Here is a 1723-nt window from a genome sequence, read left to right as displayed (position 1 = left end):
CGACCTTCATCCCGGCGGCGGAGGAGAACGGCTTCATCGTCAATCTCGGCGTCTTCGTGCTGGAGCGGGCCGCGATCGAGCTCGCCGCCTGGCAGCGCTCGCTGGACGTCGAACCGCCGATCTTCGCCTCCGTGAACGTGTCCTCGCGCCAGCTCCTGCGCCACGACCTCCTGCACGACGTGAAGACCGTGCTCGCCCGCTCCGGCGTGCTGCCGGGCTCGCTCAAGCTGGAGCTCACCGAGAGCCTAGTGATGGAGAACCCGGAATACGCCGCCCAGATGCTGGCGCGCATCCACGACCTCGGCGCCGGCCTGTCGCTCGACGATTTCGGAACCGGCTACTCGGCCCTGTCCTACCTGCAGCGCTTCCCCTTCGACACGATCAAGATCGATCAATCCTTCGTCCGCCAGATCGCCACCGGCCAGACCGCCATCCTGCGCTCGATCGTGAGGATGGCCCAGGAACTCGGCCTCGCCATCATCGCCGAGGGCGCCGAGACCGAGGCCGATGCGCAGGCGCTCGCCGAACTCGGCTGCGACTACGCCCAGGGCTTCGCCTTCGGCGAGCCGATGTCCATGCTCCAGGCCCGTCAGCTCGTCGGGGCGGCGCCGGAGGCGGCTTGATCGCCGGCCTGGACATCGTTCAGTCCCTTCACCCGCGCCCTTTCCCGGACGGGTGGAGCGAAGCGGAACCCGATTCGGAACCCAGCACGTCAAGCCGCGAAGCGTCCGAAGTCTGGCGCCGATCATCATGAGCCGCTGGCGCGGCCGGTTCCTGCGCTGGGTCCCGGATCGCCTTCCGCTGACTCTCCGGGCGTCCGGGAAAGGGCGGGGTGAATCAGCCAGGGACGGCCGCCCGCGTCAGCGCGCCTTGAGCACCGTGCGGCAGGCGGCCGGCAGGGCGGCCATCGTCATGGGCGGCCGCGCCTTGGGTGGCGTCGTCGACTTTCTCGGGTTCAGCACGGCGTCGCTGAACCAGTAGGCCAGTTCCTCACCGCAGCCGTCCCCGGGGGGCGGGGCCGCCTGGTCGTCGCAGGCCGCCTCCCCGCCCGGGCAGGAGAGGCGGATGTGGTAGTGGTAATTGTGCCCGTACATCGGGCGGACCTTGTTGAGCCAGCCGCGGTCGCCGCCGGCCTCGCGGCACAGGGCCTTCTTGATCGCCGGATTGACGAAGATGCGGGCGACCTCCCGCTCCTGCGCGGTCATCCGGATCAGCTTCGTGTGCTCGGGCGTCCAGACGTCGGGATCGATGTCGAGGCGGTCGGCCCGCACGACGTTCGTCGCCGACATCTCCTCGCGCTCGGCGCGGCTCAGGCGCCGGTTCGGCATCGGGGTGAGCCAGATATCGGCGTCGAGACCGAGCTGATGCGAGGCGTGGCCCGTCAGCATGGGGCCGCCGCGGGGCTGGGACATGTCGCCGACGAGAAGGCCCGGCCAGCCGGCGCGGGGCGCCTTCCCGGCCAGGCGCTCGATGAAGTTGACGAGGTGCGGCGTGCCCCACATCCGGTTGCGCGACAGGCGCATCACCTGCCAGTTCGGCCCGTCGACGGCCAGCGCCTCGCCGCCGGAGAAGCAGCCCTTGGCGTAGCCGCCGTAGGCCTCGGAGGGGCCCGGCGCGGGCGTCGTCGCGCGGCCGAACAGCTCCTTGGCCGGGGTCGAGGGCGCGTCCGGATTGGCGAGCGGCGGCAGCGGCTTCGGGTTCACGCTGCCGCGGTCCTGGGCAT

General features: G+C 70.9%; 2 protein-coding genes. One reads left to right on the top strand and one right to left on the bottom strand.

Annotated elements, in window-relative coordinates; genetic code table 11:
- Positions 1 to 623: EAL domain-containing protein (locus VHK87_RS17580; RefSeq protein ID WP_329636190.1), on the top strand; the 623-nt coding region annotated here is incomplete at its 5' end.
- A 237-nt stretch (positions 624 to 860) separates the two neighbouring features.
- Here VHK87_RS17580 and mepA read toward each other — a convergent pair.
- Positions 861 to 1723 (bottom strand): penicillin-insensitive murein endopeptidase (gene mepA / locus VHK87_RS17575; protein WP_329636189.1); only part of this gene is annotated, 863 nt, incomplete at its 5' end.

The sequence above is a fragment of the Phenylobacterium sp. genome (assembly GCF_036263695.1).
Lineage (GTDB): Bacteria > Pseudomonadota > Alphaproteobacteria > Caulobacterales > Caulobacteraceae > Phenylobacterium.
This window is presented reverse-complemented; position numbering and strand designations above follow the sequence as displayed.